Source organism: Pedobacter sp. G11, assembly GCF_003860265.1.
Taxonomy (GTDB): Bacteria; Bacteroidota; Bacteroidia; order Sphingobacteriales; family Sphingobacteriaceae; genus Pedobacter; species Pedobacter agri.
This window is the reverse complement of record NZ_CP034190.1, coordinates 1,944,241-1,964,930: the sequence shown is the minus strand read 5'-3', so window position 1 is coordinate 1,964,930 and position 20,690 is coordinate 1,944,241. Positions and strand designations below refer to the sequence as shown.

Annotated in this window: 18 protein-coding genes; 6 read left to right on the top strand and 12 right to left on the bottom strand. The window is 37.0% G+C overall.

Annotated features, from left to right (window positions below):
- Positions 1-56: 56 nt before the first annotated feature.
- From EA772_RS08585 to EA772_RS08570, 4 genes are all read right to left on the bottom strand, one after another.
- Positions 57-290 (bottom strand): cytochrome b5 domain-containing protein, encoded by a 234-nt coding sequence (locus EA772_RS08585; protein ID WP_010601607.1) that lies wholly within the window; start codon positions 288-290, stop codon positions 57-59.
- A 288-nt stretch (positions 291-578) separates the two neighbouring features.
- Positions 579-1,271 carry a lycopene cyclase domain-containing protein gene (locus tag EA772_RS08580; protein WP_124912498.1) on the bottom strand — a complete coding sequence of 231 codons (693 nt, stop codon included), beginning with the start codon at positions 1,269-1,271 and terminating at the stop codon, positions 579-581.
- A complete protein-coding gene (locus EA772_RS08575; protein ID WP_010601609.1) occupies positions 1,272-1,802 on the bottom strand; it encodes a hypothetical protein in 531 nt (176 codons plus the stop codon).
- A 99-nt stretch (positions 1,803-1,901) separates the two neighbouring features.
- A complete protein-coding gene (locus EA772_RS08570; RefSeq protein WP_124912496.1) occupies positions 1,902-3,239 on the bottom strand; it encodes a serine hydrolase in 1,338 nt (445 codons plus the stop codon).
- A 162-nt stretch (positions 3,240-3,401) separates the two neighbouring features.
- On the opposite strand from EA772_RS08570, the gene EA772_RS08565 reads away from it, so the two are divergent.
- Entirely contained in the window at positions 3,402-4,886 is a 1,485-nt protein-coding gene (locus EA772_RS08565; protein WP_124912494.1) for an NAD(P)/FAD-dependent oxidoreductase, read from the top strand.
- 381 nt (positions 4,887-5,267) lie between these two features.
- On the opposite strand, the gene EA772_RS08560 is transcribed toward EA772_RS08565, so the two are convergent.
- From EA772_RS08560 to EA772_RS08545, 4 genes are all read right to left on the bottom strand, one after another.
- Entirely contained in the window at positions 5,268-5,798 is a 531-nt protein-coding gene (locus EA772_RS08560) for an RNA polymerase sigma factor (RefSeq protein WP_010601612.1), read from the bottom strand.
- 126 nt (positions 5,799-5,924) lie between these two features.
- Positions 5,925-6,941 carry a UDP-N-acetylmuramate dehydrogenase gene (murB, locus tag EA772_RS08555; protein WP_124912492.1) on the bottom strand — a complete coding sequence of 339 codons (1,017 nt, stop codon included), beginning with the start codon at positions 6,939-6,941 and terminating at the stop codon, positions 5,925-5,927.
- A 77-nt stretch (positions 6,942-7,018) separates the two neighbouring features.
- Entirely contained in the window at positions 7,019-7,459 is a 441-nt protein-coding gene (locus EA772_RS08550) for a hypothetical protein (RefSeq protein ID WP_124912490.1), read from the bottom strand.
- Between the two features lie 45 nt (positions 7,460-7,504).
- Positions 7,505-7,948 carry a sterol desaturase family protein gene (locus EA772_RS08545; RefSeq protein ID WP_246834075.1) on the bottom strand — a complete coding sequence of 148 codons (444 nt, stop codon included), beginning with the start codon at positions 7,946-7,948 and terminating at the stop codon, positions 7,505-7,507.
- Positions 7,949-8,110: 162 nt separating this feature from the next.
- Here EA772_RS08545 and EA772_RS08540 point away from each other — a divergent pair, with 162 nt between their 5' ends.
- The 5 genes from EA772_RS08540 (at position 8,111) to EA772_RS08520 (ending at position 15,630) form a co-directional block, all read left to right on the top strand.
- Positions 8,111-8,716: a TetR/AcrR family transcriptional regulator gene (locus EA772_RS08540; RefSeq protein ID WP_010601616.1), complete on the top strand. Its 606-nt coding sequence runs from the start codon at positions 8,111-8,113 to the stop codon at positions 8,714-8,716.
- 134 nt (positions 8,717-8,850) lie between these two features.
- Entirely contained in the window at positions 8,851-10,191 is a 1,341-nt protein-coding gene (locus EA772_RS08535; RefSeq protein WP_010601617.1) for a TolC family protein, read from the top strand.
- A gap of 2 nt (positions 10,192-10,193) precedes the next feature.
- Positions 10,194-11,258: an efflux RND transporter periplasmic adaptor subunit gene (locus EA772_RS08530; RefSeq protein WP_124912488.1), complete on the top strand. Its 1,065-nt coding sequence runs from the start codon at positions 10,194-10,196 to the stop codon at positions 11,256-11,258.
- A gap of 83 nt (positions 11,259-11,341) precedes the next feature.
- Complete coding sequence (locus tag EA772_RS08525; protein WP_124912486.1) at positions 11,342-14,518, top strand: efflux RND transporter permease subunit; 3,177 nt, start codon at positions 11,342-11,344, stop codon at positions 14,516-14,518.
- A gap of 260 nt (positions 14,519-14,778) precedes the next feature.
- On the top strand, positions 14,779-15,630 hold the full coding sequence (locus tag EA772_RS08520) for a hypothetical protein (RefSeq protein ID WP_124912484.1): 852 nt from the start codon (positions 14,779-14,781) through the stop codon (positions 15,628-15,630).
- Here EA772_RS08520 and EA772_RS08515 read toward each other — a convergent pair.
- The 4 genes from EA772_RS08515 to EA772_RS08500 form a co-directional block, all read right to left on the bottom strand.
- Entirely contained in the window at positions 15,620-16,822 is a 1,203-nt protein-coding gene (locus EA772_RS08515; RefSeq protein ID WP_124912482.1) for an MFS transporter, read from the bottom strand. The two genes, EA772_RS08520 and EA772_RS08515, sit on opposite strands and share 11 nt — an antisense overlap.
- Before the next feature lie 243 nt (positions 16,823-17,065).
- Positions 17,066-18,472, bottom strand: a complete 1,407-nt coding sequence (gene lpdA, locus EA772_RS08510) for a dihydrolipoyl dehydrogenase (protein WP_116170526.1) — start codon at positions 18,470-18,472, stop codon at positions 17,066-17,068.
- Positions 18,473-18,674: 202 nt separating this feature from the next.
- Complete coding sequence (locus EA772_RS08505; RefSeq protein WP_168187506.1) at positions 18,675-19,343, bottom strand: HAD family phosphatase; 669 nt, start codon at positions 19,341-19,343, stop codon at positions 18,675-18,677.
- Positions 19,344-19,448: 105 nt separating this feature from the next.
- Positions 19,449-20,609 (bottom strand): esterase-like activity of phytase family protein, encoded by a 1,161-nt coding sequence (locus EA772_RS08500; protein WP_148093294.1) that lies wholly within the window; start codon positions 20,607-20,609, stop codon positions 19,449-19,451.
- Positions 20,610-20,690: the final 81 nt, after the last annotated feature.

Genomic DNA, 20,690 nt, shown 5'->3' with positions numbered 1-20,690 from the left:
TTTAGCCGCAGATTTGCTGATTAAAAAAATGATCTGCAAATCTGCGGCTTTTTTGTTTAGATCATTTTGGCTATAGGAATAAATTTCTCAAAAACCGCCTCAGTATGTGGTGCATCAGGCAATTCATCTGTTAAATCTTGTCCGGCCCAATGCTCATAATGTTTACCATTGCGCCATAAACGGCTCTCCGTCATATCGTAAATCAAGCCTTTGTAAGCTACCCAAATTTGCGGTTTGTCCTGTCCGTTCCGCAAAGCGAGTTGTTGTTTGGTGTAAACCGGTAAATCCATTTATCAATTTTTCTGTTTTTAGAAGCGCAATTGTTGTGCAAAGTAATAACTTTCTTCCCGCTTTCCGCTTTACTTCGTGCCCGCTTCAATCGGGGCTAGATGGCAAAACTCGCTTTTCATTTTTGGGGTTAGCAATGCGCAGAAACATTGTTGATAAACCTAACAGCAGTGGAAATACTTTTTGCAGCGCCTCCCATAAATATGCGATCACGTTGTTAAAAAAGATTGAAACGAATGGCAGGGCTGGAAACCGCCATGCACTTCTGCCTTTTCATTTCCAAAAAATCCTTAAGAACGTTCTTTTTTTATTGCCCTGCTTTTAAAATATTCATATAAATAAACATTCATTAAAAGTAACGACATTAAATAAAAATGATCTTCGAAAGGAATGGTGCCTACTCTAAAATTTAAGTTTTCATTGTTATTATAAATTACCACCGGAATGGCTGTTAGAAAGCCATTAACAATGTAAAAAGGAATTAATGAAACCAAATATGCACGGTAAAATTTGTACATAAACCTTAGTTTATGATTTACATATTCTACGGCAAATAACACCACGAATAAAAAGCCGAAGTTAATAAGTGTGTACCAGCGGCTGTAGCCAAAAAAAAGAATAGCGAAACAAATTCCGAGCAAGGCATGGCTTACAGCCAAACTGTATTTTTGTAATTCGTTTTTAGGGAAATAGGCATTTAAACATTCGTAAATAAATATGCAGGCATATGGCACAGTCAGGAAAAATAACATTTCCTCCAAAGGTAATCCCCATAAGCTAATCCCAATTAAATAATCGGGATTGAAAGACCATACGTTAAGTTTAACAAACAGCAAATCCCATATTAAAAAAACAATACCCGTAATTAGAATGGCGGGCACCACAAATTTCCATTTGCTAAAAAAGTATACCTTCTTATCAAACGACAATATGAATGGAAAGAAAATAACAGCAATGTTTATGAGTAGATAGATATAGTTCATTTAAATAAATTTCTTTAAAATTTTGATTTCTTCAGCCGTACAACGTTTACTATCTACCATAAATTTAGCAACACTTTTGATTAGGCCATCATCGGCTATTCCGAAATTGCGGTTTTGGTAATGTTTAACAATCTCTTTCCGATCTACATCCAAATCTTTACTAAAACCCAAAAAACCTGGCGTGAAATGTTCAATTGAAAAGCGCATGAAACGGATCTCTAAATTTTCTTTATCCATGTCGACAGCTTTTTGCATGGTTTTTAAAGAAACTTTAACGTATTTTATTTTATTGTAGGGATTCCATGCATGTTTCGCTTTTAGTGCTTCCAAGGTTCCTAAATAAGCAGTAAGAAGCCCTGATCGGTTTGGTAGTTTTGAGAGTTTCTCATGTAAAGAATCTGTAAGCTTCGAACTTTCTACCGCCTTAACTAAATCGCTTTTTAAAACCGCAATTTCTTTGGCCGACAGTTGAGCTTTGCAAATGCATGTTGAAACCAAAAGCAGGAAAAATAAAATACTATTTTTAATCATGTGTGGGGTCAAAGGTAAGAAAAGTGAATTGGTTTAATAGATCGGTGATAAGATGTACACTCCTTATGATAAAGGTCATTTATGCTACCTATTTACCCTTCATTGATTATCCTGTTTATTGAAAATGAACTTCTGCCCGCCTTGCTTTAAAGTCATTTCTTTTTTCTCTAAATTAAATTCTAAAACAATTCCTGCACCATCAAACTTAAATACACCTTTCGATACAGCTTCTATTGGAAATGCCGATTGACCTGTTGCCTGAGCGGTTAACGTACCATTGTTTTCAGCAATCGTCATTTTAAAAGGAAGCATTTTGTTAACATAAACACCAGAATAAGCCTTCAATTCTTCGGCAGTTAATTGCATCGCTTTAAAATTGGGTGTTTTAAACGGCATCCCGTTGCTAATTTGCAATACCGCAATACTAATATCATTTAAGGGATAGTTTAAGCCATTTATGCAAGAAGCAATTGAGATTCCGCTTTCTTTAAAATAGTAAACTGCGCTGTAACTACCATAAGTACCACCATTGTGCCCAACACCTACCTGGCTGTAAAACGGAACGCTGATTAAACCCATACCAAAACTATTTCGACCATTAAAAGTACTCATCTGAGCATAACTTGCCTTGCTGATCAGTGTGCCTGTTGATAATGCATTTATAAAGACGAGCAAATCTGCAGGTGTAGATAAAATATCGCCAACACCAATTACATTCGGAAAGTAGATATCTTTGATATCATTCCAATTCTTAATCATTCTATAAGGTTTAGCTTCCTCTTTTCCGAGGTTGTTCGCTATTGAGGAGAAGGTATTTTTTAGATTTATCTTTTTTACAATTCTCGTTTCCAGCAGCTTGCTATACTTTTTACCAGTTATTTTTTCGAGAATGTAACCCATTAACAAGTAACCCGAGTTGCTGTACTGCTGCTTTTCTCCCGGAGCGAAATGCAATTTCCGCTTAGCAATCGTATCCAGCAATTCAGCTGCCGGATGCGGGTTGGTAATCCAATCTTTATCCACAACATCATTCACATAATCCATTAAGCCACTCGTATGTGACAGTAAATTCCTGATCGAGATCTCTTGAGCCCTAGGCATCTGAGGAAAATATTTAGATAATTTGGTATCTAACGATAGCTTGCCTTCATCAATAAGCTGGAAAATCATTACAGCTGTAAACATTTTAGAAATTGAGCCTATTCTATATTGTGTAGCCGAACTGGCTAAAATACTATCTGGACTTAAAGCGCTATACCCTGTAGATGTCTCATAAACAATTTTACTATTTTTAGCGACGGCAAAACTGCCCATGCTTTTATTTTGATCCTTTAATGCGTAAAAAAAGCTGTCTAACTTTTTCATATCAATCTCCTGAGCAAAAGAATTTAACATGAAAGCAAAAGTGAAAAGTAAAAATATAGCAGCTGATCTCATAACGAATTTGGATTTAATGACTGATTTTAACGGATATGTACAATAACACAGAGAATCCCACAAAATAACATTTCAATGCTACATTAAAAACTTTATATCATTTTTAATAAGGTGTAGCAAATTAGACCAAACAAAACCATCAAAAATCCTTTTATTTACATTATGGATAAAAAACCAACGGTAACCATTATTGGTGCTGGTTTCGCAGGGCTTTCTGCTGCTGCACTTTTAGCTAAAGATGGCTTTGACGTTACTGTTTTAGAAAAAAATGAAATGGCTGGAGGCAGGGCCAGAACATGGGAAAAAGATGGATTTATTTTTGACATGGGCCCCAGCTGGTATTGGATGCCTGATGTATTTGATAATTTTTATCAAATTTTCGGAAAAACCACAGCTGATTTTTATGACTTAAAAAGATTAAACCCCTCTTACAGGATTTATTTTGGAAAAGAAGATTCCCTTGATGTGCCATCTACGCAGGAAGAACTCTATCAGCTTTTCGAAACGTTGGAACCCAACAGCAGCAAAAATCTTGATTCTTTTTTAAAGCAAGCCAAATACAAGTACGATGTAGGCATGAACGAATATGTATTCAAACCATCGCACAGTGTGATGGAATACTTTGATCCCAGATTAGCCATTAGCGGCATTAAACTTCAGCTATTGGGTAATATGCGCACACATGTACATCAGCTTTTTAAAAATGAAAAACTGCGCAAGCTTTTAGAGTTTCCGGTTTTATTTTTAGGCGCCACGCCGCAAAACACACCTGCATTATATAGTTTAATGAATTATGCTGACTTGATTCTGGGCACCTGGTATCCGATTGGAGGCATGCATAAAATTGTAACTGCCATGCAAACCATTGCCGAACAGCAGGGTGTAAAATTTAAATTTGATACCGAGGTAAAAAGCATTGTAGTTAGAAATAATGTTGCAGAAGAGTTAATCACCAACAAGGGAAACTTTAAAACCGATTTATTGATTGGCAATGCAGATTATCACCACATTGATCAGCAGCTGTTAGATCGAGCTTACCGAAACTATGACGAAAAATATTGGGAATCCAGAACCATGGCCCCCTCCTGTTTGCTATTTTATATTGCTTTAGATAAAAAATTACAGCATGTACTTCATCATAATTTATTTTTCGATGAAAATTTTGATGAGCATGCAGAGGAAATTTACACCAATGCAAAGTGGCCGGCAAAACCTTTATTTTATGCTTGCTGTCCATCGGTAACGGATGAGCATGTTGCTCCTCCAGGATGTGAAAATTTATTTTTTTTAATCCCCGTTGCGCCGGGATTACAAGACAGTGAAGCCAAACGCGAAGAGTATTTCAACCTGCTTGTTCAGCGTTTCAAATCTTTAACCGGAAACGACATTAGCAAAAACATTCTTTTTAAGCGAAGTTATGCCATGAATGATTTTGTAGAAGATTACCATGCCTATAAAGGAAATGCATACGGCTTGGCAAACACTTTGAAACAAACCGCTTTTTTGAAACCAAAAATGAAAAACCGTAAAGTAACAAACATGTTATATACCGGTCAATTAACGGTTCCAGGCCCTGGAGTGCCTCCTGCAATCATATCAGGCCAAGTGGCAGCAAAAGAAATAATTAAAAAGATAAAAAAAGCTTGACAAATTTAAAATTTCCCTTATCTTTATATCCACAAAACAAAAACACTGCAAATAACCCTTAAAACGCAATATTGTTCGAGGTTTGCATTTGTTTCGAAATGAAAGAGAAGGCGAATTGTTGAAAGTAAACATAAGAATCAACTAACCAAATATATGATAAGCAAATAAGGCCTGGATTTTTTCCGGGCCTTTTGCTTTACACGATTTTTTCCGGCAAATTTTATTTTATTCTTCACAATTGAATATTTACCAAACTTTGTGGCAGACGCAGATTATCTGAAATACTTGAAGCGATTAATTTAGCGCCCTGCAAGCTGTAAAAAAAATCATAAAAAAAGTCTCAACTTTCGTTGAGACTTTCTGTTTTTCATTCGATGTGTTTTAAGCCACTTCTGAAAGGGCAGTATCTTTAGCGTATGTTTTCAAATATTTTTTCAAAATTCCTCTTGCTACGTGGATACGGGTTTTTACGGTACCGATTGGAATTTGTAGCATATCTGCGATTTCATGGTATTTATAACCTTCGAAATAGCGAATAAAAGGCACATAATATTCTTCAGGTAATTGCGCCAAGGCTTTATCAATATCACCAAGCACAAATTTACTTTCCGCCTGATTTTTAGTTGCGCTATATGATAAGTTTGCTGAAGAGATATCTTCGCTTTGCGTAATTAATGTATTTGTTTTAACTAAACGACGATAGTTATTGATAAAGGTATTTTTCATGATGGTAAACAACCAACCTTTTAAATTCGTACCTTCTTTAAACTTATTGTAATAAGTGATTGCTTTCAACATCGTATCCTGAACTAAATCATTGGCATCTTCCGCATCTTTAGTGAAGTTTAAAGCATATGATCTTAATGATACTGAGTGATGGTTAACCAGATGGTTGAATTCAAATTTTGTCATGATATGTAGCTTTAGGTAAGATAAAAAAATGAATTGATGTTCATTCAATCTAACCTAAACAAACTTAATACCAACTTTTTTTGGCACAGCTGTGGAAGTTTCAAATCTGCTTAATACGCACTTTCGTCACAGAATATTTACTTCGCGTTCTAAAGTGACTCCAAAACTAGACTTCACACTGTCTATAATCTGTTCAGAAAAATTAAATACTTCCGTGCCAGTAGCGTCACCATGGTTAACTAATACCAAGGCCTGGTTTTTCCATGTTCCGGTTTGACCGACTATTTTTCCTTTCCAGCCACATTGCTCAATTAACCAGCCCGCAGCAAGTTTGATTTTATGATCAGCAGTAGGATAATGTACTACATCGGGATGTTTAGCCACCACTTCCGCAAACTCATGTTTATCGATCACCGGGTTTTTAAAGAAACTTCCTGCATTTCCTATGGTTGAAGGATCTGGCAGTTTACTTACCCGAATATGAGAAACTGCCGCAGAGACATCAGCAATAGTAGGCTTTTCAATTCCTCTACGCTGTAATTCAGTTTCAATTGCGCCGTACGAAGTATTGATAGCCGGCTGTGTTGACAAACGGAAAGTTACTGATGTGATGATATATTGACCTTTTAATTCGCCTTTGAAAATACTTTCACGATATCCAAAATGGCATTCATTGAAATTGAAGGTTTTAATTTGACCTGTCTTAATTTCGAAAGCAGCACAGCTTTCAAAAACATCTTTAAGCTCTATACCGTAAGCACCAATGTTTTGAATGGGCGATGCCCCAACTGTTCCGGGAATTAAACTTAAATTTTCTACGCCTGCGAAATTGTGTTCAACACAGTAATTTACAAAGTCGTTCCAAACTTCTCCTGCACCCGCAGTGACAAGAATTTGCTCACCATCTGCTATTGATTCGGTTCCTTTAATGCTGATTTTGATTACCAACCCTTCGTAATCTTTTGTGAAGAGCACATTGCTGCCCCCACCGATCACCAGAAGCTTTTGCGATTTTGTGACGTCATCTTCAAATAAACTTTTTAAGTCTGCTTCAGAAAAAATTTCGGCGAAGTAACTTGCCTTAACATCGATACCAAATGAATTATAGGGCTTGAGCGAAATGTTTTCCTGAATTTGAAGCATATTGATTTTGTGTTTGCGCACAAAAGTAAAACAAAATGAGATGATATTATCAATCAAATCATTGGAGAGCGAGTAGATTAATCTACAATTTCCGTGATCTCTTTATTAAAGTTAAAACTGATTACCTCTCTTTTAACGTTTTTTATCCTAACGCCCGACAACTTCCACCCTACAAACTGTGGTTTTGTTTTTGTAATTTCAAGCAATTGATAACGCCTTTTGGTTAGCGCAGCACTAATCAAACCTACGCTATCCGACTCCTTCTGGCTAAGATGTTCAATCTGGCTTTCCAAAACAGCAAGTGTATCATCTAATTCATTCCCTTTTTTAATACTATCAGCATAAGCCCTAGGCTGTATGTTATATAAACTGTCGAATTTCGCTTCATCGAAATTAAGTTTTTGACCTGAACTTTCATATTTCGATTCAACGAGTTCAATTGCCCGGTCTTTATCTGTTTTATGTATACAGGAATACATTAATAACATAATTACTAATAGACAAAGGAAATTTTTCATAGCAGAAGTTTAAAATTATTAGGGAACACTGATTGATCCAAAAGTTTAACTGTTTAAAATATCCTTCCTTACGAACAGTAAACCGAAAGCTTTGCTTCGCTCCTTGCCCTGGTTTTTATGGTGGATTTTATGCGCCTTCCTCACCGCTTTTAAATAGGTGTTATTGCTTTTAAAGGTTTTGAATCTTCGGTGAACAAACCAATCATGAACGATAAAATATATTAAGCCATATAAGGTTATCCCTAATCCTACAAAAAATCTAACGCCAAAATTATCCCGATCAATATACATTAAGTAAAGCGATAGCCCTGCAAATAGTATCGCAAACAAGTCATTCCATTCGAAAAACGAATGTGATTTTTGATGATGACTTTTATGCATAAACCATAACGGCCCATGAAACAAATATTTATGAATAAACCACGATAAACACTCCATCGCTACAATGGTTAAAATGAGAATCATCAGGTTAATTAAAATCGTTATCACAGGCGTAATTTTTATTGTAATACTATATAAACCAACAAGAAAGATTTATAATGTCATTCAAATGTAAGCTTATGACAATTTATCAATCAATTGATTAACATCTCAAATTTAACATCTATTTTTGACTAAAATATTAAAAAAGTCAGAAAGTAGAAAAGTAAAATGATTGTAGCTGATAAAAAGCGAGAACAAATTATTGAAGGCGCCATTAAGAGATTTAGTCATTTCGGAATTGGAAAAACAACAATGAACGATATTGCTGAAGATCTTTCCGTGTCAAAACCATCTCTGTATTATTATTTTCCGGATAAGAAACACTTAATTCTTGGTGTGATAGAGAAGATTTTTAATGAGTTTTTTGAAGCCATACAAAAGAAATATAATCCTGAACTGGAACTGGAAACGATTTTGTTTAACACTATTGATGTGAGAAACACTTTTTTTCAGAAATACTATATGCTAAAAATTGCAGAAGGTGTTCCTGATTTACTCAACGATGAAGCCATTAAAACCAAACTTAACGGATTAAAAGATATAGAGCGTGATTTTTTTGCAAAGGTTTTCGGCAGCGCTAAAGAAAAAGGTGAAATAGCACATGAAGACATGTCGCACCTGGCAGAATTATACCTGGAGAGTTTGATGGGCTTAACTACCATGTGCGTAATGGAAACAGCTAAAGATATCCTTCCCGATAAAAAAGCATTAAATAAAATGACGCAGAAGCAAAAAGACCTTTCTTCGATTTTTACCAAAGGATTAAAGTGCTAAGGAGAAATAAGGAGCAAGGATTAAAGAGCAAAGACCCGAATAACAATAAATCTGATATAGTTTTATCACGTCGTGATACCTGATAAAACTACATTATACTATACAAGAACCCAAAAACAAAAAAACAATACATTATGCTTAGAGTAAAAATGGTAAAATTAATGCTCGTATTAATTATCGGCATTGGTTTACCACGACTGGTAGCTGCACAACAGCAGGTTACCCTAAAAGATGCGCTTACTTATGCGCTTCAAAATAATGCCCGTGTTCGTAAGGCAAAACTCGACATTGAAGGCGGCCGATATAAAGTTCAGGAAGTGCGGGCACAGGCTTTACCACAACTTACTGGTAATGCTGGGTTAACCTATAACCCAATTATCGGGCAATTGGTAGCCGACTTTGGCGGACAGGCGCAAGCCATTAAATTAGGGCAGAACTGGAATTCTACAGCTGGAGTACAACTTTCGCAACAGTTATTTAACCAACAGGTTTTTACTGGTTTGCAGGCTGCACGTTCTAGTGAGGAATATTACAACCTCACTTCTCAGTTAACCGAAGAGCAAATCATTGAACTGGTTGCTAATAACTATTATCAGGTTTTAGTGAACAGAGAACAGTTAAGTGTACTTGATACCAACATTAAAAATGTTAAAACGGTTGAAAAGGTGATATCAAACCAATTCAAAAACGGCTTAGCCAGGAAAATTGATGTTGACCGGATCAGCGTTAACTTAACAAACTTAACTACGCAACGAGAACAAGTGGTTAATGCTATTGTACAATTGGAAAATCAATTGAAATTTTCGATGGGTATGCCGGTGAGTAACCCTATTGAGTTACCCGCAACTGAGTTAACTCAGGCTGCACAACTTCCTGTTTTTGCAGATTCGGTAAATCTGGCAAACAGAACAGAAGTGAAAATTCTGGATACGCAGGATAAGTTATTGAGTTTACAGCGTAAAGCTTACCTCGCTGAATATTATCCGTCATTATCACTAACAGGAAATTACACTTATTCCAGTCAAAGTGATGGGTTTGACTTTTTAAGTTCAAATGCAGCAGCAATTGGCTATGGCGCATCGGCCATCGGCTTAACCTTACGTGTCCCGATTTTCAATGGCTTTTTAACACGCTCGAAAGTACGCCAGGCCAATGTGGAAATTTTGAAAGCAAAAGAAGACAGAAAAGAAAGTGTTAACTCTTTGAATCTGGCTTATGAAAATGCTAAAATCCAACTTCGCAACAACTTAAATACCATTAATGCACAACGTAAAAACGTTGAGTTGGCCCAGGAAATTTACAGAAGTACACAAAACAACTACAATAATGGGTTGGCTACCTTAACTGATTTATTAGATACAGAAAACTCACTGACTTCATCTCAAAACAGTTACACCCAGGCTTTATTAAATTATAAAATAGCCGAAATTCAATTAATAAAATCAAACGGAAATATTAAATCGCTAGTACAATAGAAATGAAAAGAGTAATTATAATCATTGTTGTAGTTGTTGTTGCCCTTGGCGCAATTGCTTATGTTTTAAATAACAACAAGAAGAAGGCAGAAGAAACAACAGCTTTTATTGCCAAAGGCAGTGGCGCTGTTGCTGTAAAAACAGCTTCGGTTGAACGTAAAGAAATTAATTTAGACTTTACAGTAAATGGAACTTTTGCTGCAAATCAGGAATTAAACTTTATGGCAGAAAACTCTGGTCGTGTAAGCAAAATATATGTTGAAGAAGGAAGCCGTGTAAGCAAAGGAACAGTATTGGCTAGAATTGATGCTGAAATTTTAAACACAGATAGAGAAACTGCTGAAGCTACTTATCAAAATGCGCTGAAAGACTTACAACGTTACGAAAGTTCTTTTAAAACTGGCGGAGTAACCCAACAACAGGTTGATCAGGCCCGTTTAAACACTCAAAACGCAAAACTTCGTTTACAATCTCAGCAACGCAAACTAAATGATGCAAACATCAGATCCTCTATCAACGGTATCGTTAATAAAAAAATGATCGAAGTTGGTGCGGTTGTAGCTCCTGGAACGCAGTTATTCGAATTGGTTGATGTTTCTAAATTGAAATTGAAAGTTAACGTAAACGAAAGTCAGGTAGCTAATTTAAAGATTGGTGATGCTGTGGAGATACAGTCGTCAGTTTTTCCTCAGGATAAATTTTCTGGTAGAGTAACCTTTATAGCTGCTAAAGCGGATGAGACTTTAAATTTCCCAATTGAAGTAGTCGTAACCAATAATGTTAAAAACAGCTTAAAAGCAGGTATGTATGGAACAGCAGTATTTAAATTCCCTAAACAGGCACCAGCTATTTTGGTTCCTCGTACTGCTTTCGTAGGTAGTGTTAGTAGCAACGAAGTATATATTTTAGATAAAGCGAATAATACAGCTCAAACACGTAAGGTTGTTTCAGGACGTATTTTAGGCGAAAGTGTTGAGGTTGTAGACGGATTAAAAGAAGGCGAAACTGTAATTACAAGCGGTCAGATTAACTTGAACAACGGTACAGCGGTTACTGTAATTAAGTAAAAAGTAGTATGCGGAATTAATCAGCCCGACAGGCTAAACTTAATTCTAAGCGCAATCTTACCATTGAATATTAAATAAAGAAAATGAAAATTACTGACATATCTATTAAAAGGCCGTCGCTGGTAATTGTGGTATTTACCGCATTAACTTTGATGGGTCTATTGAGTTATTTCTCGTTAGGATATGAGCTTTTACCAAAGTTCTCTTCAAACGTTGTATCTATCTCAACCATTTACCCTGGTGCTTCACCTAATGAGGTAGAAAGTACCGTTACCAAAAAAATTGAGGATGCTGTTTCTTCAATGGAAAACATCAAAAAAATCAATGCGAACTCTTATGAAAGTTTATCTGTAGTAATTATTACACTAACAGATAAAGCAGAAATAGATATTGCTTTGAATGATGCACAAAGGAAAGTTAATGCAATCCTGGCAGATTTACCTGATGATGTAAAACAACCATCATTAAGTAAGTTCTCGTTGGATGACTTCCCGGTGATTACCATGTCTGCATCAGGCAATATGGATGATATTTCGTTCTACGATTTGATGGATAAGCGTATTGCACCAATCATTTCCCGTGTACCAGGCGTTGCCCAGGTAAACCTAATTGGTGGTTCTGAACGTGAAGTTAAAGTAGCATTAGATGCTAAGAAGATGCAAGGTTACGGATTATCAGTGCCTGCAGTTCAACAAGCTATTTTATCATCAAACTTGGATTTCCCTACAGGTAGTGTAAAAACCAAAGCTCAGGATATTCTGGTACGTTTATCTGGTAAGTATGCCAATGTAGAAGATATGCGTGACCTGGTTGTAAGCACCAGTAAAGATGGCGCTCAGATTCGTTTGGGAGACATTGCTGATGTTCAGGATACACAGAAAGAAACAGAAAAAATTGCCCGTATCAACCGTGCCAACTCTATTGCGGTACAAATTATTAAACAAAGTGATGCCAATGCCGTAACGGTGAGTGAGGGAACTAAGCAAACCATTGAACAACTTAAAGCCGACTATAAAAATGTTGGTTTAGATATTAAAATTGTAAATGATAGTTCGGTTTATACCTTAGAATCAGCCGATGCGGTTATCCACGATTTAATGCTTGCCGTTGTGTTAGTGGCCATCGTGATGCTTTTCTTCTTGCACAGTTTGCGTAATGCTGTAATCGTAATGATCTCGATTCCGGCATCCTTAATCGCAACATTTATCGGTATTGCATTATTTGGGTATACGCTAAACCTGATGTCATTACTAGGCCTATCCCTGGTGGTAGGTATCCTGGTCGATGATGCGATTGTGGTGTTAGAGAACATCCAACGTCACATGGAAATGGGTAAAAACAAGGTTAGAGCCGCTTCTGATGCTACCCGCGAGATCGGTTTCACCGTTGTATCCATTACGTTTGTAATTGTAGTAGTGTTCTTCCCTATTGCGGTTAGTACCGGTATGGTGGCTAACATTTTACGCCAGTTTTGTGTGGTAGTAATTATTTCTACCTTGTTATCATTGGTAGCTTCATTTACCATTGTACCGTTAATTTTCTCTCGTTTTGGTAAGTTAGAGCGTATTGAGGGTAAAAACATCTTCGGAAAATTCATCCTTTGGTTTGAGAAACAATTACGCAAATTTACCCAGTGGATCACAAACCTATTAGAATGGACATTAAAACACAAAGCACTTACTTTGGTAATGATGGTGGTATTGTTCTTCTCATCTTGTGGTTTGTTAGCAGGCGGTTATATCGGTTTTGAGTTCTTCCCTAAATCTGATAAAGGTGAGTTCTTACTACAAATCGAGATGCCTAAAGATGTTTCTTTAGAGCAAACCAACTTCTACACGCAAAAAGCAGAAGATTACTTAAGTAAACAAAAAGACGTCATCCAAACCATCGCAACGGTTGGTCAATCGAGTGAAGGTATGGGCGCTAGCCAGTCTACTGCTTATAAATCAGAAATTAACGTAAAATTAAAAGAGAAAGAAGAGCGTGGAAACCTTTCTTCAGATATCATCTCTACTACTTACACCCGTGAATTGGAAAAAGTATTGGTAGGTGCAAAAATCAAAACCGTTCCAATCGGTATTTTGGGTACGGCAGATGATGCACCAATCCAGTTGGTGGTAATGGGTTCTGAATTAGACAGCGTATTGGCCTTTGCACAAAAAGCGCAGAATGTGCTTGCAAAAATACCAGGCGCTACGCAAACCAAACTTTCAGTTGAAAAAGGAACACCAGAAATTAACGTAAAGGTAGATCGCGATAAAATGTCGGCGTTAGGGTTAACCTTACAAACAGTTGGTGCCACCATGCAAACGGCTTTTGCCGGTAACACTGATGGTAAATTCCGTCAGGGTGAGTATGAGTACGACATCAACATTCAGTATCAGGATTTCGACAGAAAAGATATTGATGATGTACGTAATCTAATTTTCACCAACCAGGCTGGTGCGCAGATTAAACTTTCGCAGTTTGCGGATATTAAAGAAGGCTCCGGACCAAGTTTATTGGAACGTTTGAATAAATCAACTTCAGTAACCGTTAAAGCACAAACTGTAGGCGTTCCAACGGGTACGGTGGTAACCAACTTCCAAACTGAATTGGATAAATTAAAAAAACCTGCAGGAATCAGCTTCTACTGGGCAGGAGACCAGGAGAATCAAAGTGAAGGTTTTGGTACTTTAGGTATCGCCTTACTTGCGGCAATTGTATTGGTATACTTAATTATGGTTGCCTTGTATGATAGTTTTGTTTATCCGCTTGTGGTAATGTTCTCGCTACCGCTTGCACTAATTGGTGCCTTGCTTGCCCTGGCCCTAACTAATAATGCATTGGGTATTTTCACTATCCTAGGTTTCATTATGCTAATGGGTTTGGTGGCAAAGAACGCGATTATCTTGGTCGATTTTACGAACCAAATGAAAGCACAAGGAAAATCTACCCATGAAGCGCTAATTTTAGCTAACCATGCCCGTTTACGCCCGATTTTGATGACAACCATTGCCATGGTAATTGGTATGTTGCCTATTGCATTAGCAAGCGGTGCTGGTGCCGACTGGAAAAACGGTTTGGCCTGGGTAATCATTGGCGGTTTAACAAGTTCGTTATTCCTGACTTTGGTTGTTGTACCCGTAATGTACCAGATTTTTGATAACATGCTTCATAAATTTGGCTTTGATAAAAAAGGAAAAACCATTGATGATTTAATGGTTGAGCCTTACAAACACAAAGATGTGAACGAATACGATTTAGATCACGGACATTAAAATATAGTACCATCCAAATTAACAATCGATTAGGTCGCCCCCCAAAAGGCGACCTTTTTTATTAATATTTATTAGTAAAGGTACTTTGGTACGCTTCGCTTACTGCAGCCGGGCTGTTCGCTAAATCTTTTTGTGAAAGCAATCCTAAATTTAAAACTTGTGTAATAAAAGGATACCGCTTCCATCCCGTTTAAGAACAAAATGAGGTGCAATATCTTGTGTGTCAAACAAAATAATATCCAACATTGTATATTAGAGGTATGCTTAAAGTTGTTTTATCCCTCATCTTAGTCAGCGCATCTTTTTTGGCAAAAGCCCAGCACCCTCCGGTTTTTGCAGCAATGACCACCGATTCATCCTTCATTAAAATTTCCGATCTAAATATCAACCTTGTAAAATATTCATACAAACCCAATGGTGTGAGGTTTTTAGTGGTTCATGATAATGAAGATACAGGTGTAAAAGCAGGTTTTGATTACATCCGCTGGAGCGGCGGCGAGCTGATTGACAGCCAATATGGAGGTGTGAGAGATTACGTTTTTAGCCACATGGATGATCAATATCGCATCGACCCAAACGCGATTTATACCCAACGAGGTGTAAGCAGCAGATTAAAAAAAGATTATTTCAGTTCAAACGAAGTAGAGAAACTGATCTTAGATGCCGGCAAGCAGATTGTGGACTTTTACGACCCAAAGTCGTTGGGTTACATTTTAACTTTGCATAACAATGCCGATGGAGGATTTGGCATTTCCTCTTACCTTCCGGGTTATGATTTATCCAGCACAGCTGATTCAGTATTTATCAACTTCGGGATGGATGGCGATGATTTACTTTATGTTACCGAACCACGCTTATTTACGAGTTTGAAAAAAGCAAATATAAACGTAATTCTGCAATCAAAATTCGCAGAAAATGATGGTTCGTTATCGGTTTACGCCATGCAACAGAATATTCCGTATATTAATGTAGAGGTGCAACACGGACATCAGGAAGAAAATTTAAGATTGATCGAACTGGCTATCGCAACATTGAAAGAACACGGACTCATCAAAAAAGATAATCCGGTAATTCAGAAAGATAGCTTAACTAAAAATCCGCCTACTCAATAGCTTTCATTTTGCTAACCAGGAAACTTACAAATAACCCAAAGCATCCAATTACAGCATAAGAATACCGAAGGCTAGATAAAGCTGAAATGTATCCGATTAACGGCGGGCCCATTAAAAAGCCTAAGTAACTCACACTTGAAACGATGGCAATCGCCATCCCTGCAGAGATTTTGCCATTTTTTCCAGCAACGCTATAAACTGTAGGAACAATACTCGAAACGCCTACTCCAACTAACATAAAACCAATTGTGGCGGTTACTACATAAGGTAAAAAAACCGAAATAAACATTCCTGTTGATATGATCAACCCACTAATTTGGATGGTCTTTTTTCGGCCTAGCTTTGCGATGATTTTATCGCCTACAAATCTTCCAGTGGCCATCATCACCATAAATGATGCGTAACCTAAAATAACCAATGATGATGGTGCTTTAACAATTTCCTTAAAGTAAACGCCACTCCAATCGAACATTGCCCCTTCGGTAGCCATACTGCAAAAACCAATGATACCTAATTGTAAAAGTATCCCTTCAGGTTTGATAAATAATTTTCCTTTGCGTTCTGCTCCGGTGCCCTTACCGGGAACAAGATGTTTGTAATTTAAAAATACGTTGATGAAAATCAGCGCAACAATTATCCAGAAGTGATGGTAGGGAACAATATGAAGGTTAACCATTAACAATCCGACCAGTGCCCCGGTAAAGCCGGCAATACTCCAGGCACCGTGAAAGGAGGTCATAATTGGGCGGCCAAATAGTTTTTCTGCTTCAGAGCCCTGCGTATTTACGGCGATGTTACACATATTGCCAATCACACCGAACAGGAAAAGAAAAGCTGCCAAATGCCAGGAAGCAGTTGCTAAACCCAAATTGCTTAAAGCTAAAACATACAAGGGAGCAGTGATGGTAAGAATTGCTTTACTTCCGTATTTAGTTACCAAACCACCAGAAATGGGCATGGTAACCAATTGTCCCAGTGGCAGTGCCAACAGGATACTACCTAATTCTCCATCTGATAAATTTAAGCTGTGTTTGATATCAGGAATTCGGCTGGCCCAGGATGCAAATGCAATACCCTGCCCAAAATAAAATAATGAAACAGCTAAACGAATTCTGTTTGGAGAGCTCTGAGCGGGCAAGGGTTTAACTTCTATCTGATTTAAACTTTCGTAATTTGCCTTTGTGTCTTCCAAAACTTGTTTTTTTATATGAACGGGATTGTGCCGCAAAGTTCCTTAAATCAATTGGCAATTGAAAGATGTATTTATCATTTTAATACAATAAAATAATTGAGCTATGCTTTTCAACTATATCAGGTTCTGGAGAATAGTAACGTAGCAGAAAACAAAGCGTAAGGGCAACAAAAAAAGCCGATAATTACTCATCGGCTTGGTATTTGAGTTTGGTTTGTGATGACACAAACCCGGGTTTTCTAATTAAATATGTATTGCTCTGTTATCAGTAGCCGCTAATGCAGCTTCTTTCAACGCTTCAGTATAAGTTGGGTGAGCATGACAAGTACGGGCAATATCTTCTGCAGAAGCACGGAATTCCATTGCGATTACGGCTTCGGCAATCATATCCGCAGCACGTGGCCCAATCATGTGTACGCCCAAAACTTCATCAGTAGAAGCATCAGCTAAAACTTTGATGAAACCATCGGTATCCATACTTGCTTTCGCACGACCACTTGCTTTGAATGGAAACGAACCTGCTTTGTATTTTGTTCCTTTTTCTTTCAATTGCTCTTCGGTTAAACCAACAGATGCAACTTCTGGCCAGGTATAAACTACACCCGGAATTAAATTGTAGTTGATGTGCGGTTTTTGTCCGGCAATAGTTTCAGCAACATAAGTTCCTTCATCTTCTGCTTTGTGCGCCAACATAGCACCTGTAATCACATCTCCAATGGCATATACACCTTTAACAGATGTTTCCAAGTGTTCGTTCACAGGGATTTTTTTACCACGTTCTTCTACGGTAATTCCGATTTTATCTAAGCCTAAACCTTCAGTGTAAGCTGTACGGCCAACCGCAACAATGCAGTAATCAGCATCTAATGAAATGGTTTCACCTTTTGGTGTTTCAGCGGTAACGGTAACGGTTTTGCCTTTTGTAGTTGCGCCGGTAACTTTATGCCCCATGTAAAACTCCATGCCTAAGTTTTTCTTAAGCACACGCTGAAGCTCTTTACCTAAACCCGCATCCATGGTAGCGATGATCGATGGTAAAAACTCAACCACAGAAACCTTAGTACCTAAACGGGCATAAACAGAACCTAACTCTAAACCAATAACACCACCACCAATTACAACCATCGATTTTGGCACTTCTTTAATATTTAAAGCTTCGGTTGACGTAATGATGCGTTTTTTATCAATTGGCAAAAATGGCAGAGCAGTTGGTTTAGAACCTGTGGCAATGATTACATTCTTAGCCGTTAAAGTTTCGGTAGAACCGTCTTCTTTAGTAATTAAAACAGTGTTTTTATCTACAAAAGATCCAACACCTACGTAAGAATCAATTTTATTTTTTTTGAATAAATAAGTAATACCGGCCGTATTCTGAGCAACAACATCGTCTTTACGGGCGATCATCTGTTTCATATCAACTTTTAAATCTTTTAAGTTGATACCGTGGGTTGTAAAAGTATGAGCAGCGTTATGGAAATGCTCAGAAGAATCTAACAAAGCTTTAGATGGAATACAACCTACGTTTAAGCAAGTGCCTCCAAAAGTTTTATATTTTTCTATAACTGCAGTTTTTAAACCTAACTGAGCACAACGGATTGCGCCAACATAACCGCCCGGCCCTGAACCGATAACAACGACATCGTATTGCATAATTTCTTTAGAATTTTGATTGCCCAAATGTAGGTAAAAAAGGCGGAAAGCTGAAAGTCAAAAGCTTAAACACTAAGCACAAAAAGCACAATTTTACAATGAAAATGGATTGCACAAAAAATCTTTAATACCATTCTAATTTCCAATATTAGAAGATGGCAAATCTGTGGTGTCGTAAATTAAAAGCGATAAGTTTAACTGATTAGGATAGCACTCCCTGCTCCAAAATGTAATTTTTCACGTGAGAGAAATTTAAGAATAGCTGATCGGCAATTTTTAATTTTTGATGTGCCCTGATATTATTCTGAATCGCATAACAAGTAATTCCTGCGGCAACTGCAGATTTTACGCCATTTAAGGTATCTTCAAACACAATGCATTCTTCTTTTGCCAAACCCAATTTTTCTACACAGATATTATAACTTTCCGGGTCGGGTTTGCTTTTCGAAACATCCGTTCGAGTAATAAAAAGTTTGAAATATTTAGCCAGACCATTTCGTTCAAAAACCGCTTCTACATCCATTCTGGGGCTTGCTGTAACTACCGCAAGGGTCAATCCTTTTTCATAAAAATACTTTACAAAATCTAAAGCATGAGGCATCAGTTCAATATCTTTTGTTCTGAATCCCTCAAAAGTTAATTGTTCACGCCTTTCAATAAAGCCATCCAGCGCTTCCGTAATTTTATACTTTTTGATAATTGTATTGGCATTTTGGGGTAAAGGAATTCCTGCATAATTACTTAACCAATCTTTAAAATCGAGTGTTACCCCATATTGATCCAAAAACTCATTCCAACAATTAAAATGAAATTTTTCTGAATCGATTAATGTTCCATCTAAATCAAATAATAATGCTTTTATTTTACTCATTCGTTCCTTCATTTTGATCACTGCTTACTGTATTTCACAGATTTAATACCTTTTCTAATCGCAAAAATTTTCTTTAAACTTCTTCACCCGACTATGGAATTCTGACTATTTTACAACTTCAAATAGAAAAAATTGTTGAATCTGCGTTTTACCGAAATTGTTATCTACACAAAAAACTAATGATTCGTGTCCGTTAGCCAATCTCGGACCAAACGTAATTCCTTCAATATTATCGATGTGCATATTTAAACTATCAAAGTCAAAAAGTAATTTTTTAGTTAGTGGTTTAGGTGGATTTTTTAGGAATGAGGAATTGTTGATTACATTTTCCGCTCCGTTCAAGTCAACCAAATAAAGTTTCACGAATGAATGATCATCCCGCCCTTTTGCCCAGGCCCGTTCCATCACTATGAGCGTATGATTATTTATGGCCAGTATTTCAGAAATACCATTTAAATTCCAGTCGCTTTCAACCGTGGGTTTAATGGGTAACGCATCCAAATTGTAGGCATACTGAGCTACATTTTTTTTATTTGCTACATCAAATTTTAAAATTCTGGTTAATGCTCCATCAAACTCAAAGTGAGATTGTTGACCATCCTGATAAAGTGGCTCTTCCAAACTGGCGTACAAAGTGTTGTACTGATCAGCATAACTTAATCCCTCAAAAAATGCATTTTTACGCACACCATAATTTTGCTTGGTAATGTGGAAACCAGCAGGCAATAGAACGGTATCGAGGTATTTTCCTGCCGTAGAAATAAAAGTTAAAGCGGGCTGAACAATGGTTGTATCAGTTTTGCGAAACAATCTTTCCCCCTCATTGCTCCAAACAAAAGTTTTTTTTGTTGGATTGTAACGAACGGATTCTCCATCGGCTTTTGAGTTTTTACCAAATTGATATTTGGGATATTGGGTTCCATCTTCCTGCAATATGAATGTTACTCCAGTGACCTGAACAGTATCTATTTCATTGTCTTTGATGGCAATTTTTGCAGTGTAAATCCTTGCCGGACTAAACTGTGATGGATCATCACTGATCATATAGTATTGATCATTCTGTTCGTCGTAATCGATACCGGATAACCCCCCAACCAATGTATTTTGAAAAGTACCATTAAGTGGCATGATGTACTCACTTAAAAATTTGATTGATGAAATATTGCGTTCCTTTTGCTTCGCCACATTTTTTGTTGTGGAACAAGCGCTTAGAATAATTGCAAGAGTAAAAAGGAGAAGGGAGATTTTAGAAGGTATTTTTTTCAAATTGCTTTTTTTATTGCAAAAGTATCGAAATTGATGAAATAAATAAGCCGTTCCAAAAACATGAAACGGCTTTAATGTATT

Bases quoted from the DNA above. Each gene is read 5' to 3' on its own strand.
- EA772_RS08560 (WP_010601612.1), bottom strand. From the start codon at position 5,798: ATGACAAAATTTGAATTCAACCATCTGGTTAACCATCACTCAGTATCA.
- EA772_RS08530 (WP_124912488.1), top strand. From the start codon at position 10,194: ATGAAAAGAGTAATTATAATCATTGTTGTAGTTGTTGTTGCCCTTGGC.
- EA772_RS08505 (WP_168187506.1), bottom strand. From the start codon at position 19,343: ATGAGTAAAATAAAAGCATTATTATTTGATTTAGATGGAACATTAATC.
- EA772_RS08585 (WP_010601607.1), bottom strand. From the start codon at position 290: ATGGATTTACCGGTTTACACCAAACAACAACTCGCTTTGCGGAACGGA.
- EA772_RS08580 (WP_124912498.1), bottom strand. From the start codon at position 1,271: ATGAACTATATCTATCTACTCATAAACATTGCTGTTATTTTCTTTCCA.
- EA772_RS08565 (WP_124912494.1), top strand. From the start codon at position 3,402: ATGGATAAAAAACCAACGGTAACCATTATTGGTGCTGGTTTCGCAGGG.
- EA772_RS08535 (WP_010601617.1), top strand. From the start codon at position 8,851: ATGCTTAGAGTAAAAATGGTAAAATTAATGCTCGTATTAATTATCGGC.
- murB (WP_124912492.1), bottom strand. From the start codon at position 6,941: ATGCTTCAAATTCAGGAAAACATTTCGCTCAAGCCCTATAATTCATTT.
- EA772_RS08520 (WP_124912484.1), top strand. From the start codon at position 14,779: ATGCTTAAAGTTGTTTTATCCCTCATCTTAGTCAGCGCATCTTTTTTG.
- EA772_RS08570 (WP_124912496.1), bottom strand. From the start codon at position 3,239: ATGAGATCAGCTGCTATATTTTTACTTTTCACTTTTGCTTTCATGTTA.
- lpdA (WP_116170526.1), bottom strand. From the start codon at position 18,472: ATGCAATACGATGTCGTTGTTATCGGTTCAGGGCCGGGCGGTTATGTT.
- EA772_RS08575 (WP_010601609.1), bottom strand. From the start codon at position 1,802: ATGATTAAAAATAGTATTTTATTTTTCCTGCTTTTGGTTTCAACATGC.
- EA772_RS08540 (WP_010601616.1), top strand. From the start codon at position 8,111: ATGATTGTAGCTGATAAAAAGCGAGAACAAATTATTGAAGGCGCCATT.
- EA772_RS08550 (WP_124912490.1), bottom strand. From the start codon at position 7,459: ATGAAAAATTTCCTTTGTCTATTAGTAATTATGTTATTAATGTATTCC.
- EA772_RS08525 (WP_124912486.1), top strand. From the start codon at position 11,342: ATGAAAATTACTGACATATCTATTAAAAGGCCGTCGCTGGTAATTGTG.